This window comes from Pseudomonas germanica (genome assembly GCF_019614655.1).
GTDB classification, from domain to species: domain Bacteria; phylum Pseudomonadota; class Gammaproteobacteria; order Pseudomonadales; family Pseudomonadaceae; genus Aquipseudomonas; species Aquipseudomonas neuropathica.
Genome location: NZ_CP071586.1, coordinates 131057 through 145927, shown reverse-complemented (window position 1 = coordinate 145927; position 14871 = coordinate 131057). Strand labels below are relative to the sequence as shown.

General features: G+C 60.2%; 9 protein-coding genes. 6 read left to right on the top strand and 3 right to left on the bottom strand.

The genetic code is table 11. The features are described 5' to 3' along the window. The first annotated feature begins 194 nt into the window (after nt 1-194). The 3 genes from J0G10_RS00635 to J0G10_RS00625 all read left to right on the top strand — a co-directional run bounded on the left by J0G10_RS00635 (nt 195) and on the right by J0G10_RS00625 (nt 4502). Complete coding sequence (locus tag J0G10_RS00635) at nt 195-3065, top strand: GGDEF domain-containing phosphodiesterase (RefSeq protein WP_095049621.1); 2871 nt, start codon at nt 195-197, stop codon at nt 3063-3065. Nucleotides 3066-3192: 127 nt separating this feature from the next. Next, nucleotides 3193-4059, top strand: coding sequence for a transcriptional regulator HexR (gene hexR / locus J0G10_RS00630; RefSeq protein WP_007962240.1), 867 nt, complete (start codon nt 3193-3195; stop codon nt 4057-4059). Between the two features lie 239 nt (nt 4060-4298). Further along, on the top strand, nt 4299-4502 hold the full coding sequence (locus tag J0G10_RS00625) for a PA3496 family putative envelope integrity protein (protein ID WP_008078845.1): 204 nt from the start codon (nt 4299-4301) through the stop codon (nt 4500-4502). Here the strand turns inward: J0G10_RS00625 and J0G10_RS00620 are convergent. After that, nucleotides 4444-5406 (bottom strand): LysR family transcriptional regulator, encoded by a 963-nt coding sequence (locus J0G10_RS00620; RefSeq protein ID WP_095049622.1) that lies wholly within the window; start codon nt 5404-5406, stop codon nt 4444-4446. The two genes, J0G10_RS00625 and J0G10_RS00620, sit on opposite strands and share 59 nt — an antisense overlap. Before the next feature lie 190 nt (nt 5407-5596). Here J0G10_RS00620 and J0G10_RS00615 point away from each other — a divergent pair, with 190 nt between their 5' ends. Beyond that, the gene (locus tag J0G10_RS00615) at nt 5597-7012 is read left to right on the top strand and encodes an acetyl-CoA carboxylase biotin carboxylase subunit (RefSeq protein WP_053125176.1); all 1416 of its coding nucleotides are present in this window, start codon (nt 5597-5599) and stop codon (nt 7010-7012) included. Nucleotides 7013-7023: 11 nt separating this feature from the next. Continuing rightward, nucleotides 7024-8832 carry a sodium-extruding oxaloacetate decarboxylase subunit alpha gene (gene oadA, locus J0G10_RS00610; RefSeq protein ID WP_095049623.1) on the top strand — a complete coding sequence of 603 codons (1809 nt, stop codon included), beginning with the start codon at nt 7024-7026 and terminating at the stop codon, nt 8830-8832. A 179-nt stretch (nt 8833-9011) separates the two neighbouring features. On the opposite strand, the gene J0G10_RS00605 is transcribed toward oadA, so the two are convergent. Together J0G10_RS00605 and J0G10_RS00600 are read right to left on the bottom strand one after the other, a co-directional pair. Further along, nucleotides 9012-11189: an autotransporter outer membrane beta-barrel domain-containing protein gene (locus J0G10_RS00605; RefSeq protein WP_220557199.1), complete on the bottom strand. Its 2178-nt coding sequence runs from the start codon at nt 11187-11189 to the stop codon at nt 9012-9014. A 199-nt stretch (nt 11190-11388) separates the two neighbouring features. Continuing rightward, entirely contained in the window at nt 11389-14346 is a 2958-nt protein-coding gene (locus J0G10_RS00600) for an autotransporter outer membrane beta-barrel domain-containing protein (RefSeq protein ID WP_220557198.1), read from the bottom strand. Between the two features lie 244 nt (nt 14347-14590). Between J0G10_RS00600 and J0G10_RS29905 the strand changes: the two genes are divergently transcribed. Then, nucleotides 14591-14869, top strand: coding sequence for a helix-turn-helix domain-containing protein (locus J0G10_RS29905; protein WP_095049626.1), 279 nt, complete (start codon nt 14591-14593; stop codon nt 14867-14869). The last annotated feature ends 2 nt before the right edge of the window (nt 14870-14871 follow it).

Below are 14871 nucleotides of genomic sequence, written 5' to 3'. Positions count from 1 at the left end.
CCTGTCGATGACGACCGGTCGGTCACTGGCTACAGGCATTGGCCCGCCGCGTTCCCAGGGTTTGGCCGGTGGCAAAGGACGGAAAAGTTTAAGTGAAATTATGATCTTGAGCAGTTTGGCAACGGGATCTGCTTGTGTATGCTCCGTCCACGTTTCGGGCGCACGCCCTCCTTATAAGAACAAGAACGTTGCCCATGACCCTCAGCTCCGAACTGTCGGGCCCCTCCGTGGATCCCCGGGTTATCCGCAAGCACTATGCCGTCGAGATGGCGGTCGAGCGCACGCGTCTGCTGTATCAGGGCTCGTTGTTGCCCACGCTGTTCATGTTGATCAATGGTCTGGTCTGCGCCGCTTTGCTCTGGAGCCCGCAGCGCTATTTCGTGGTCAGCGTCTGGCTGGTGTGGTTGCTGTCACTGGTGGCGTTGCGGGTGATTCAGGTGGCGGCGTTCGATTCGGCGATCCCTGATCGTCAGGCGCAACCGATCTGGCGGCGGATGTTTCTTCTCGGGTCGACCATGACCGGTCTGACCCTGGCCGGTGCCGGCATCGCCCTGGTGCCCGCCGACAACTTCATTCAGCAGGCCTGGGTATTCGGCCTGATCGGCGCCGCAACCCTCTCGGCTAGCGTCGCCTACGCGGTGAGCCTGCCGGCGTTTCTGTCGTTTACCTTGCCCTGCCTGTTGCCGGCGATCGGTTATCTGTTCTGGGGCGGTGACGAGCAGGCGCGCGGTTGGGGCTGGCTCGGTCTGATCCTGCTCGGTTCGCTGAGCGTGGTCGCGTGGCAGGTCAATCGGCTGATTGATCGGGGCTTGCTGCGGCGCTTCCAGAATCAGCATCTGATCGAGCACCTGCAACAGACGCAGTCGCGCAGCGAACAGCTCAATCAGGAACTGGCCAAAGAAATCGACCAGCGCCGCTGCGCCGAGGGCAAATTGCGTGAAGCGCAGGTCGAACTTGAAGACCGCGTTGCCCAGCGCAGCCTTGAACTGGACGCGGCCAATCAGGCCCTTCGCAAAAGCGAAGCGCGGCTGGCGCTGGCGTTGAAGGCCAGTGAGTTGGGTCTGTGGGACTGGAACCTGCAAACCGACGAGGTTCACCACACGCAGATTCAGGAGCTGTTCGGCCTCGCTCCGGAATACGTCACGGCGCTTTTGCGCGACCTCAAGCCACGTCTGCATCCAGACGATGTGCCGACGCTGAAATACGCGTTGATCGAGCACTTGAAGGGGCGCACCGAGGACTATCAGATCGAATACCGCGTACGTCACGGCGATGGCCATTGGGTGTGGATCGAAGACCGAGGCCGCGCCGTAGAGCGCAGCGACAGCGGCCGGGTGATCCGCATGGTCGGCACCCGCCGCGACATCAGCGCCAGCAAAAGCCTCGAAGAGCAGCAGCGCCTGGCGGCGACCGTATTCGAAGCGGCCAGTGAAGGCATCGTGATTCTCGACCCGAACTATGCGCTGATCGCGATCAATCAGGCGTTCAGCCGGGTTACCGGTTACGACATCGAGGACATGCTCGGGCGCAACGTCGTCGAGCTGCCGTGCAGCCGTGATGCCCGCCGCCATTACGTCGCCATCCGTCATGCACTTGAGCAACACGGCAGTTGGCAGGGCGAACTGGTTGAAACCCGCAAGAACGGCGAGCTGTATCCGCAGTGGCTGCAACTGAATGCAGTGCGTGATGGTCGGGGAAATGTCAGCCATATCGTCGGCTTCTTCGCCGATCTGTCAGCACGCCGCGAATCCGAAGAGCGCATGCGCTATCTGACCCATTACGACGAGCTCACCGGGTTGGCCAACCGCTCGCTGTTCCGCGAGCGCTTGCATGAAGCGCATCAGCGCTCGCGTCAGGGCCGGCGCAGCCTGGCGTTGCTGCACATCAATCTGGATCGCTTCAAATTGCTCAACGACAGTCTCGGCCATGAGATTGCTGACCAGTTACTGCAGAAAATGGCGCGCCGGCTGGTCAACGCCTTACCGGAAGCGGATACCATCGCCCGCTTGTCCGGTGACGAGTTCGCCGTACTGTTCGATGCCTACGGCAATCTCTCAAGTCTGGCCCGGGTCGCCACGCGCCTGTCGAGCAAGTTGCGCCTGCCACTGACGGTCGAAGGGCATGAGCTGGTGGTCAGCGCCTCGATGGGCATCAGCATGCTGCCGGACAACGCCCGGGAAATCTCCGCACTGGTCAGCCAGTCGAACATGGCCATGCAACATGCCAAGCATCTGGGCGGGAACAACTTCCAGTTCTACACCGACAGCCTGCAGGCCAGCACCCTTGAGCGCTTGCAGCTGGAAAACCATCTGCGCAAGGCCATCGAAGACAAGCAGCTGAAAGTGTTCTATCAACCGAAGCTGTGCCTGCAAACCGGGCGGTTGAATGCGGCAGAGGCACTGGTGCGCTGGGATCATCCAACCATGGGCCAGGTGCCGCCGGGGGACTTCATCGGGCTGGCCGAGGAAACCGGTCTGATCGGGCCGATCGGCGAATTCGTCCTGCGTCAGGCGTGCTGGCAGGCCTGCGAATGGCAGCGTCAGGGGCTGGAGCCGATTCGTGTTTCGGTGAACCTGTCGGTGCATCAACTGCGTCAGGGCAAACTGGTCAGTCTGGTGCGGCAGGTGCTGGAGGAAACTGGCCTGGCGTCGCACTACCTCGAACTGGAACTGACCGAGAGCCAGTTGCTCGACAGCGTCGAGCACATCATCGCGACCTTCCAGCAACTGCGCGATCTGGGGGTGAAACTGGCCATCGATGATTTTGGCACCGGGTATTCGTCGCTGAGTTACCTCAAGCGCATTCCGGTGGATTACGTGAAGATCGATCAGGCATTCATTCGCGGTTTGGGGGAGGGCAGTGAAGATGCGGCGATCACTCGCGCGATCATTGCCATGGCCCATGGGCTGTCACTGAAAGTGGTCGCCGAAGGTGTCGAGCGCCAGGAGCAGCTGGAATTTTTACGCGCTGAGCGTTGCGATGAAGTGCAGGGTTATCTGATCAGCCGGCCGGTGGAGGCGAGCGGTCTGGCCGGGCTTTTGCGCGAACAGGAAAAACCGTTTTAAGGGCTACATACACCCCATCGCGCCTGATATGGGGACATGGAGTTACGCATTGAGCAGGCAAAAAGCCAATTCATGTAGTATAACTACAAGCGTGCTACATCCTTGCCCATAAGAAGAGTCCAGCCCCTTGAATCTGCTGCAACACATCGCCCAGTCACGTCACCTGTTACGCAAGTCGGAGCTCAAGGTCGCCGACCACGTGCTGCTTGACCCTGCGGCGGTGATGCACAGTTCCATGGCCGACCTGGCCCACAGCGTTGGCATCAGCGAGCCGACCATCGTGCGCTTCTGTCGCGCCATCGGTTGCTCCGGTTTTCAGGATCTCAAACTGAAGTTAGCGCAAAGCCTCGCGGCCGGTGCAAGCTTCGGCCAGTTCGCGATCCATGAAGACGACTCGGTCGCCGACTACAGCCTGAAGATCTTCGACACCACGTTGCACACCTTGATGGAGGTTCGCGAGAAGCTCGATCCGGTTGAGTTGCAGCGTGCGGTGACACTGATGTCGCAGGCGCAGCGGGTCGAGTTCTATGGCTTCGGCGCCTCGGGTGCAGTGGCGGCGGATGCGCAGCACAAGTTCTTCCGTTTGCTGCTGACTGCAGCGGCGTATTCCGATCCGCACATGCAGGCGATGTCGGCGGTGACGTTGAAACCGACCGATGTGGCGATCTGTATTTCGCAGTCCGGGCGTTCCAAGGATCTGCTGATCACCGCCAATCTGGTGCGTGAGAGCGGCGCTTCGCTGATTACCTTGTGCCCGAGCCAGACGCCGTTGGCCGAATTGTCGACCGTCAATCTGGCAATCGATGTGCACGAAGACACCGAAATCTATACGCCGCTGACTTCGCGTATTGCTCACCTGGTAGTGATTGACGTGCTGGCGATGGGCGTGGCGATGGCGCGTGGGCCGAGTCTGGTCAATCACCTGAAGAGCGTGAAGCGCAGTCTGCGCAGCTTGCGCTTGTCGCCGAAAGCCGTGAAAGCGCTGGATGACTGAAGTCATCTAAGGTCGTTCCGACCTTAATCGCGAGCAGGCTCGCTCCCACAGGGGATCTTCGGGGTACACAAATTCTGTGTCATACCGAGATCAAGTGTGGGAGCGAGCCTGCTCGCGAAGGCGTCCTCAAAAACACCACAACCCTGCGCAAGTTTCATCGCACTGTCATCGACACGCAGCCAAACCGTCATCCCCGCCGCCTATCGTGAAACTCCCGTCATCGCCTTGGGAGACTCGAAATGGCTCAGCCCTACGAAGAACGCAACAGCGCCGCGAAAACCCGTCGTCAGCAGGAAGACCAGCGCCGCATGGAGTTTCGCCGCGCTATCGAAGATCGCTTCGAACTCCGTCAGCTTCAAGCCGAAATCGGCGACTTTCCCGAGATCACTCACTGGCAGGCAGCACCCGCAGCTTCCCGTCGAAGCGCTCAACCAGCGCGCTGATCTGCACGCGCTCGCTACGGATAAACGCCAGGAAGGCGTGCGCCACCGGTGACAAGCGTTTGGCTTTGGCTTGCACCAGACACCAGCTACGGAATAGCGGCAATTCCTCGACCGGCAGCTCGACGAGCCCGCCGGTCGCCAGTTCCAGGTTCAGGGCGTGGCGCGTCAACAGCGCCAGGCCCAGACCCGCCTGAACACATTCACGCTGAGCTTCGGCCGAGGCCACTTCCTGAGTCTGGGTGAAGTGCACGCGTTTCTCTTTGAAGTACTCTTCGCAGGCCAGTCGTGTGCCCGAGCCGGGCTCGCGGATCAGCAGCGTGTAGGGTTCCAGATCCTGCAACCGCAGCGGGCCCATGTGTGCCAGCGGGTGATCCGGGCGCGCCACGGCAACAATCGGGTTGTTGAGGAACGGCAGGAAATCCAGACCCATGTCCTGCGGCACCATCGACATGATCACCAGATCGTCGCGGTTGTCGGACAGCCTGCGAATCACCTGGCCACGGTTGACCACGGTCAGTTGCAGATTCACTTCTGGGTGCTGACGCTTGAACGCGGCGAACAGGTGCGGCACGAAGTATTTGGCGCTGGATTCCACCGCCAGTTTCAATTGGCCCTGCAGCGAACCCTGCATGTCGGACAGTTGCATATCGAGGTTTTCCAGACGCCCGAAGATGTCCCGGCTGGCGCGCTGAAGTGCTTCGGCGGCTTCGGTCATGTAGAGTTTTTTGCCGACGTAATCGAATAATGGCTGCCCGATCAGCTCTTCGAGCTGACGAATCTGTAGGCTGACGGCCGGTTGCGTGAGCGACATTTCCTCGGCTGCGCGGCTGTAAGAGCGTAAATCACACACTTCGTTGAAGATCTGCAACTGACGCAATGTCATACGCATCAATGACTTACGCATTTCTTATAGGCTCTGTCGGCAGGCTGATTGTTTAACTATAAGTCTTTATTTATGGCTAACCCAATTTTTATTCATTTTTGTTAATCCCTCATGAGCGCTAGTGTGGACCTGCGACTGAATTGAAACATTTGGTCACGCGTCGACCTGGGTCTAGCAGGTCGTGGTGCCACCGGCTCAAGGGAACCTCCAAGTGATAACAAAGATCCTGATCGCCAACCGTGGTGAGATTGCCGTACGAATCGTGCGAGCCTGCGCCGAAATGGGCATTCGCTCGGTTGCGATTTTTTCCGACGCCGACCGCCATGCGCTGCATGTGAAGCGCGCGGACGAGGCCCACAGCATCGGTGCCGAGCCACTGGCCGGTTACCTGAACCCGCGCAAGCTGGTGAACCTGGCGGTTGAAACCGGCTGCGATGCGTTGCACCCCGGTTATGGTTTCCTTTCGGAAAATGCCGAGCTGGCAGACATCTGCGCCGAGCGCGGCATCAAATTCATTGGCCCGTCGGCGGAAGTCATTCGCCGCATGGGCGACAAGACCGAAGCCCGGCGCAGCATGATCAAGGCCGGTGTACCGGTGACGCCGGGCACCGAAGGTAACGTAGCGGACATCGAAGAAGCCTTGGTCGAGGGCGACCGCATCGGTTACCCGGTGATGCTCAAAGCCACTTCCGGTGGTGGCGGTCGCGGTATCCGGCGCTGCAACAGCCGCGAAGAACTCGAACAGAATTTCCCTCGGGTGATTTCCGAAGCAACCAAGGCCTTCGGTTCTGCCGAAGTGTTCCTGGAAAAATGCATCGTCAATCCCAAGCACATCGAAGCGCAAATCCTCGGCGACAGCTTCGGCAACGTCGTGCATCTGTTCGAACGGGACTGCTCGATCCAGCGCCGTAACCAGAAGCTCATCGAAATCGCCCCAAGCCCGCAACTGACCCCGGAACAGCGCGCCTACATCGGCGACCTGTCGGTGCGAGCGGCCAAGGCGGTGGGCTACGAGAACGCCGGTACCGTGGAGTTCCTGCTCGCCGAGGGCGAGGTGTACTTCATGGAGATGAACACCCGGGTGCAGGTGGAGCACACCATCACTGAAGAAATCACCGGGATCGACATCGTCCGCGAGCAGATTCGCATCGCCTCCGGCCTGCCGTTGTCGGTGAAGCAGGAAGACATTCAGCACCGTGGTTTCGCCTTGCAGTTCCGTATCAACGCCGAAGACCCGAAGAACAACTTCCTGCCGAGCTTCGGCAAGATCACCCGTTACTACGCCCCCGGCGGCCCGGGTGTGCGCACCGACACAGCGATCTACACCGGCTACACCATTCCGCCGTTCTACGACTCGATGTGCCTGAAGCTTGTGGTCTGGGCGCTGACCTGGGAAGAGGCGATGGACCGTGGCCTGCGTGCCCTCGACGACATGCGTCTGCAAGGTGTGAAGACCACCGCCGCGTACTACCAGGAAATTCTGCGCAACCCGGAATTCCGCAGCGGCCAGTTCAATACCAGCTTCGTTGAAAGCCACCCTGAACTGACCAACTACTCGATCAAGCGCAAACCCGAAGAGCTGGCCCTGGCCATCGCCGCCGCCATCGCCGCCCACGCAGGCCTGTGAGGAATACAACAATGTCCAAGAAGATCTTTGTCACCGATACCATCCTGCGCGACGCTCACCAATCGCTGCTCGCCACCCGCATGCGCACCGAAGACATGCTGCCGATCTGCGACAAGCTCGACAAAGTCGGCTACTGGTCGCTGGAGTGCTGGGGCGGGGCGACGTTCGACGCCTGCGTACGGTTTCTGAAAGAAGACCCGTGGGAGCGTCTGCGCCAACTGCGCGCGGCGCTGCCTAACACTCGTCTGCAAATGCTCTTGCGCGGGCAGAACCTGCTGGGCTACCGCCACTACAGCGACGACGTAGTAAAAGCCTTCGTCGCTAAAGCTGCGGTAAACGGCATCGATGTGTTTCGTATCTTCGACGCGATGAACGACGTGCGGAACCTGCGTGTGGCCATCGAAGCGGTGAAGGCTGCCGGCAAACATGCACAGGGCACCATCGCTTACACCACCAGCCCGGTGCACACCATCGATGCGTTCGTCACTCAGGCCAAGCAGATGGAAGCCATGGGTTGCGACTCGGTGGCGATCAAGGACATGGCTGGATTGTTGACCCCGTACGCCACCGGTGAACTGGTTCGCGCGTTGAAGGCCGAGCAATCGCTGCCGGTGTTCATCCACTCCCACGACACTGCCGGTCTGGCGACCATGTGCCAGCTCAAGGCGATCGAAAACGGCGCCGATCATATCGACACCGCGATCTCCAGCTTCGCTTCGGGCACCAGCCACCCGGGCACCGAGTCGATGGTCGCAGCGCTCAAGGGCACCGAGTACGACACCGGCCTGAACCTGGAACTGCTGCAAGAGATCGGTCTGTACTTCTACGCCGTGCGCAAAAAATACCACCAGTTCGAAAGCGAATTCACTGCCGTCGACACCCGCGTGCAAGTCAACCAGGTGCCGGGCGGGATGATCTCCAACCTCGCCAACCAGTTGAAAGAGCAGGGCGCCCTCAACCGTATGGCCGAAGTGCTGGCGGAAATCCCGCGCGTGCGTGAAGACCTTGGCTTCCCGCCGCTGGTGACCCCGACTTCGCAAATCGTCGGCACTCAGGCGTTCTTCAATGTGCTGGCCGGCGAGCGCTACAAGACCATCACCAACGAAGTGAAGCTGTATCTGCAAGGCGGTTACGGCAAAGCGCCGGGCGTGGTCGACGAGAAGCTGCGTCGCCAGGCGATCGGCAGTGAAGAAGTCATCGACGTGCGTCCGGCCGATCTGCTCAAGCCGGAAATGACCAAGCTGCGTGCTGACATCGGCGCCTTAGCCAAGTCGGAAGAAGACGTGCTGACCTTTGCCATGTTCCCGGACATCGGCCGCAAGTTCCTCGAAGAGCGTGCCGCCGGCACCCTCACCCCGGAAGTGCTGCTGCCAATTCCTGAAGCGGGCGGTGTGACAAAAGCGGGCGGCGAAGGCGTGCCGACCGAGTTCGTCATCGACGTTCACGGCGAAACCTATCGCGTCGACATCACTGGTGTCGGTGTGAAGGCCGAAGGCAAGCGTCACTTCTACCTGTCCATCGACGGCATGCCGGAAGAAGTGGTGTTCGAACCGCTCAACGAATTTGTCAGCGGAGGCAGCAGCAAACGCAAGCAGGCGTCGGCGCCGGGCCACGTCAGCACCACCATGCCAGGCAACATCGTCGATGTCCTGGTCAAGGAGGGCGATACCGTCAAGGCCGGCCAGGCTGTGCTGATCACCGAAGCGATGAAGATGGAAACCGAAGTCCAGGCTGCGGTCGCGGGCAAAGTCACCGCGATTCATGTGGCCAAGGGGGATCGGGTCAATCCGGGTGAAATTCTGATCGAGATCGAAGGCTGAGATAACGGCCGCGATCCAACGCTTTAAACCTCGGGGGGGCATGTGCTCCCCTTTTTTTTGCGTATTTTGATCCTGTAGGAGCTGCCGAAGGCTGCGATCTTTTGATGTTGTTTGGCGTTCATAAAACAAGATCAAGAGATCGCAGCCTTCGGCAGCTCCTACAAAGAATGTTGTGTCAGTCAGAACGCCATGCGCCATTGGCCCATTACGCCGTGAGTGCGGCTGTCAGTGGCCATTTCACCCGTGAGACCCACACCGACCGTGTGATTGGCAGACAGCCCGAGATCGAGGCCTGCATCCACCGACAGGCTGTTGCGATCCAGCGCGGCACCGGCAATTTCAAAGCGTTTGCCGCCCTTGACCAGTTGCTGGCGGGTGTCGCTTTCGATCTCGCCAAAGGTGTGTTTCCAGCCGGCACTGAATCGCGGTGTCAGCGTCATGCCGTTGTCCAGCCGATTGATTTTCGCCGTGCGCAGGCCAAACGTACTGCTGAGGTTGTCGCGGGTTTGTCCGAAGACTTCCAGCGCCGCATCCCCACCGTTTTCACGGTAGCTGTCGCGTTGATAGCGCTGATAGCCGACGCTGGCAAACGGTTCGAGCGTCGCGTTGTGCCGGCCAATGTTGACCGCCAGTTCGGCAAAGGCTTGTTGGGTGTTGGCGTCATAGTTGCCCTTGAGGCGATCGCTGAAGCCGTTGAAGGCCACGCGACGTTTGCTGGCGCCGTCATGACTGGCGTAGGTCGCCCCGAGACGCAGTGAGAAGGGGCCGTCCTGACGTGCGGCGTAGGCACCGAGGTGCCAGCTGTCGAGTTCGCCATCGTATTGCCGGGCATCGAGTCTGGTCTGCGATTTACCGCCGACCAGGCCGACATGCCATTGCTCGTTGAGCCGCCAGTCGGCGCCCATGACCAGGCCTTGGGTAGCGTGTTTGAGGGTGCTGTCGAAGTTGCGGTCGACTTTGCCACCATGGCCAAGCGCCTGAATCCACACGCGCCCGGAATCGGCAGCGCCGGCGGCCTGACGCGGCGAGTTGCCGGAACTGTAGGCAGAACCGTAACGGCTATTCAGTTGCTGCATGGCCGAAAGCATGCTCGCGCTCACCGGAGTGATGCTGCTCAGCGTGGCTTTGGCGAGGTTGGCGTTGCTGCCGGCGGCGAGTTGTTCGAGGGCGACCGGTGCGGTGGTTTTGTCGCTGGTCAGAAGCGCGGCGACTGCTGCGTTTGCAGGTTTTATTGGCGCAGGTGCGGGCTGTTCGGCGGACTCGTTAACTTGCGCAGTAAGAGGTTCGTCCGGCATTGGCGATGGGACGGACTCTGCAATGGGAGTCGGCGCTGAAGTCGGAACAGGAACAGAAATTGGAGCTGGTGCAGACGCCGTCAATGGCGTTGGTGTCGCTGATGGCGCAGGTGCTGTTGGATCGACAATGCCCTCGGCAGCGGCACGAGCGTTGTCCGTCGTGGCAGCGCTCGAAAGCGGCTCACCGTTACGGGCGTAAGTCAGCCCGACGGACTTTTTGTTGTATTGCGCAGTGGCTGTCATGAAGGCGAGGTCGCTAATGACCGTACCGAATTCGCCTTCTACCTTGCCGGCTTCGAGGATTTTGTACTGTCTGCTTTGCGGATATTCTCCCGGAGCCGCAACGACTTTCAGGGTGGCGCCTTCCAGCTTGGCGGTGCCATCAACCTTGATCGTTTGACTGCCACCGGGGGTTACCTCGTAAGCCAGTTCGGCGGTCGGGGACAAGCGCAAGTCGCCTTTCACGCGCGGGCTGCCTAGCACCTCATTGACGGTGAGCAGGCCGGCGACCTCCAGGCTTCCCACCACACCTTTACCGGCAAAGCTGCCACCGCTCTCGACATACACGTCGCCCTTGATGCTTCCCAAGTTGGTCAGAGCGGTACCACTGTTCACCAGCACACCTTCCTTGAAGTCTCCCTTGGAACTCGACGTCCAGGCTCCTCGAGCGAGAAATAGACCGTTGAAGTTACGTGTGTCTTTCAACTCTCCGCCTTCAGCGGCATTCAAAAAGAGGACGTTATCCCCCTCGCCACCATCCAGCAGGCCCGTAAAGCTTGCGCCGTCCGTGAGCGTGATCAGATCGTTTACAGCGGTACCTTTAAAAGTCTTTTCAGGGGTTTCAAAAGCGATGGGCACCGTACTTGGGGCAGTGAGAAATGCCCTGAGTCGTTCAAGCGCCATTTCTTTATGGCTGGTTTCGGACGATTCTGCAGCATCCATTATTGCGGGTGAATCAGCGACTTCAGAGGGTTGCTGAGCGTTGGCGACCGCTACGCAACCCAGCGCCAGCGAAATGGCCAAAGCCAAGTGTTTTGGTTTGAATATGTGTTGAGTGGGCATCGGGTTGGGCCTTTCTTTGGAAGAAGACCCAACTCTATTGATGCACCCGAAAATCCGATGTCGGCTGCTTCCCGTAGGCTTGCAGGCGACATCGCATCATTTTGTAGAAAATGACCGCGAGATTCGCAACCAAGACTTTTACTCGGCTGCTGCGGTCCTTTTTCCTACAATCAATCCAGCCCCCGCCGACTGTTCAACCTCAAAAACTCATCTGCCACTGCCCGATCAAACCGTGATTGCGGCTGTTGCTGCCGATCTCACCGCTGTATCCCACACCCAGCGTGTGCCGCGCCGAGATCCCCACATCCAGCCCGGCTTCCAGCACCAGGCTGTCGCGATCCAGCGAGCTGCCATCGACACTGAACGCCGTGCCGCCGGTTATAAAGGCCTGACGAGTCGAGCTGCTGACATCGCCATAGGTGTGTTTCCAGCCAGCGGCCATGCGCGGGGTCACGCTCATGCCGTTGTCCAGGCTGCTCAGGTGCGCTAGGCGCAGGCCGAAGGTGCTGCTGAAGTTGTCTTGGGTCTGGCTGTCGACTTGCAGTGCGGCGGCGCCACCTTTTTCCTGGTAGCCGTCGCGGTGGTAGCGCTGATAGCCGAGGCTGGCGAATGGTTCGGCGCTGAGGCGCCCGCTGCCCATGGCATAGCCGAGTTCGGCGAAGGCTTGCTGGCTATCGGCGTCGTAGTCGCCTTTCGGGCGGTCGCTGAAACCATTGAAGGCGATGGTGCGTTTGCTTTCGCCCTGATGGCCGCTGTACGCCGCGCCGAGGCGCAAAGCGATCGGGCCGTTCTGGTGCAGCGCGTAGACGCCGGCGTGCCAGCTCTCGACGTTGCCGTCGACGCCGGTCGCGTCCAGATCGGTTTTCGAATAGCCGCCCAGTACGCCCAGACGCCACGCCGGATTCAGTGCCCAGTCGGCGCCTAGCACGCTGCCCTTGGTGCGTTGCTCCAGACCACTGCTGCCGTGTTCGCCATCGAGCTTGCCGTAGCCGCCGATGCCTTGCAGCCAGAGCCGGCCGCGAGCGTTCGGATCATTCAGGTTGCGCGCCTCGGTCGGCACGCCGTTGGCCGCCAGCACGGGCGTGTCGCGTTGATCGAGGCCGACCAGCAGTCCCGGGCTGCCGCCCATTTGCTGCATCGCCGAGAGCATGCTGTTGCCGACCTGACTGCTGGCGCCGAGGGTGGCGCTGGTCAGGTTGGCGTTGCTGGCGCCGGCCAGTTGCTCGATTGCCGCGCCAGCGCTGCTTTGGCTGGTATTGAGCAGGGCGTTGTACAACGCATTGTTTTTACCGATCGAGGCGAGGCTGTTGGCGGCGTTGCTGCCGTTGCCGGTCGTGGCGAACTCATTGAACGCCACGTCATTGCGGGTGTAGGTCAGGTCGACCTGGGTTGGCGTGTAGGCGAGGGTCGGCGTCAGGAACGCATAGTCGCTGCTGACCTTGCCGAAAGTGCCGTTGACCTGCGCCGCTTGCAGCACGGTGTAGTGGCTCTGCCATGGATAGGTGCCGCTGCCGGGATTCACCGCGAGGGTTGCGCCGTTGAGATTGGCGATGCCGCCAACCTGCACGGGCGCGCTGCTGCCGTCGGCGTTGACACCGTAGGCGAGAGTGGCGGTGCTGCCCATGGTCAAATCGCGAACAATCGTGGCGCGGCCGAGTCCGGTGTCCGTGTGCAAAATGCCGTTAACGTTAAGATTGCCCACCGAGCCGCCACCGGCATACACACCGCCCGCGTCGACGGTCAGGTTGCCAGCGATGCTGCCCTGATTGATCAGCGTTGCGCCGTTGCGCACCGCGCCGCCGTCGCTGAAATCGCCACTGCCCGACAGCGTCCACGCGCCTTGCTTGACCTCCAGCCATTCGAAGTTGCGACTGGCGCCGAAGCTGCCACCGGCCGCATCGTCCATCACCACCCGGTCGTAACCGCTGCCGCCATCCACCACGCCGACAAAGCGACTGCCGTTGCGCAAGGTCAGGCTGTCGTTACCGCCACCCAGATCCAGCGCCAGGCCATTGCTGCCGCTGATCGTGCCGCCGTTGATGACGTTGTCGGCGAAATCACCGACGAACTTCACGCCAAAACCGTTGAGGCCTTGAATGGTGCCGAAGTTTTCCAGCGTGGTCGCCGCCAGTCCCGAGCCGCCGCTGCCATCGTCGACCAGAATGGCGCTGTCGGCACCGCTGATCAAAGCGTTGCTGGCGTTGAGGATGGAACCGCCACCCAGCGCGATACCCTCGCTGCCGTTGGCGAAACCACCCTTGTCCACACCGCCCGCACCGACGCCCTGAATGGTCCCGTAGTTTTCGATGTGGGCGATCTTGTCGATGTCCACGCCGTCGCCGTCACCGTTCGCTTGCAAGCCTGAGTAAGCCCCGGTGATGGTGCCGTGGTTGATCACCGTGCCATCGCCGTCGGAACCGAAGCCGGAACCATTACGGCCGGTGATCTGCCCGTAGTTGATCAGCGTCGCGCCAAGATCGGTGGTGATGCCGTGCCGGCCACCGGAAATCACCCCGTAGTTGGTCACATTGACGCCGCTCGCGGAATCGATATCGATCCCGTCGAATTTCTCGTCGGCATTGTGCGAATCGCCGGTGGAAATCTCGCCGTAGTTGGTAATGGTCGCATTGGCGCCGGTCTTCATGCCGTCACTGGCGTCGCCGCGAATCAGCCCGCCGACGCGGTTGATAATGGTGGTTTTCACGCCGGCACTGCGTAGCGCATCGAGGTCCAGTCCCTGGCCGGTGGTGGAGCGAATCACGCCGCTGTTGTCGATCAACAGACTGCCGCTGACAAAGTTGCTGTCGATGCGCAAAGCATCGTTGGCGCCGAGAATCTGCCCGCCGCTGCGGTTGTAAATCGTGTAGTTGCGCGCCTGGGTCAGGTCACCGCTGCTGTCGATGGCCCGGCCACCGCTGGAAACGATTTTGCCGGCGTTATCGATCACCACACCTTCACTACTGGTCTTGTCTTTCAGGCTCACGGCCTTGCCGCTGTTGGTGATGCTGCCCGGTGCGGAAATCGTCAGCGTATCGCTGCCTCCCAGCGTTTGCGCTGCCGTGGTGGCGGTGTCGATCTGCACGGTTTTGCCGTGGGCTGCCGTGGCGGTGATCAACAGGGCAATGGCGAGAGACAGACGCTGGGGCGGGAACGGCATGGTCGGACGGCCTTTTTGTTATAAGACGGGCCGTCCTGTATAGCGAAGGGTTTTTACAGAATGATGTCGGTTGCTGATCTGCATTGTTTTGCATTCAGATTTCGCTTGTCAGGAGTAAATCTGCATTTTGTTGCAGATTTTGGCGTTCTATCAGGCTTTGAATGCACTACATTGCATCCGGCATCAATGAAGGCTCTGTTGAAATGTATTTAAAAGTAGAGGAAATGAAAGCGTGGGATCTGCAATGAGCCTGACGGTAGCTGAGCGCATGGCGCTCATCGAAAGCATCCAAGAAGCGCTGGCCGACGGGACATTGGACATCAGCGAAGCCGTCCGCCGTTTACGAGTGGAGGTGACAGGGCTGCATCAAATCCAATTCGCTAAGATGTGCAAAATTTCGGTCCGCACGTTGATACACATAGAGCACGCTGAGGGTAATCAGACGTTGAGGTCGTTGGACTCAATATTCCGATTGTTTGGCCTGAAAATGGGCGTCGTGCGGATACGCCGAGAGCCCCATTAAAA